Annotated in this window: 1 protein-coding gene; it reads left to right on the top strand. The window is 61.8% G+C overall.

Annotated features, from left to right (window positions below; translation table 11 throughout):
• On the top strand, positions 1-618 hold a 618-nt coding region (locus tag ABD931_RS29135; protein ID WP_345271654.1), incomplete at both ends, for an L-lactate permease.

Raw genomic sequence — 618 nt, 5'->3', positions numbered from 1 at the left:
ATGAAGTGGACACAAGAGGTCAACCCGCTCGACAGTATTGTACTTTCTGCCCTGGTGGCGGTCGCCCCCATCCTGTTTATCTTCTGGGCGCTCATCATCCGCCGGATGAAAGGCTACATGGCTAGCCTGCTGACGCTGCTGCTGGCCCTGCTGCTGGCGGTGGTGGTCTATACAATGCCGGTGTATCTGGCCCTGATGTCGGCCGTGCATGGTGCCCTCTACGGCCTGTTTCCCATCTGCTGGATCATCATTGGCGCCGTTTTCATCTACAACATCACCGTGCAGAGCGGGCAGTTCGAGATCATCAAGAGCTTCATGGCCTCGGTCACCACCGACCGCCGGCTGCAGGCGCTGCTGATCGCCTTTTCCTTCGGGGCCTTTCTGGAAGGAGCCGCCGGCATGGGCGCGCCTGTGGCCATTACGGCGGCTATGCTGGTGGGCCTGGGCTTCAACCCCCTCTATGCCGCCGGCATCTGCCTTATCTCCAATACCGCCCCCGTGGCCTTTGGCGCGGTGGGTACCCCCATCATCATTGCCGCTCAGGTCTCGGACCTGCCCGATATGGCCATCTCGCAGATGGTAGGCCGCACGCTGCCCATCCTGTCGGTGGTGGTGCCG

The sequence above is a fragment of the Nibrella viscosa genome, assembly GCF_039541875.1.
Taxonomy (GTDB): Bacteria; Bacteroidota; Bacteroidia; order Cytophagales; family Spirosomataceae; genus Nibrella; species Nibrella viscosa.
This window is presented reverse-complemented; position numbering and strand designations above follow the sequence as displayed.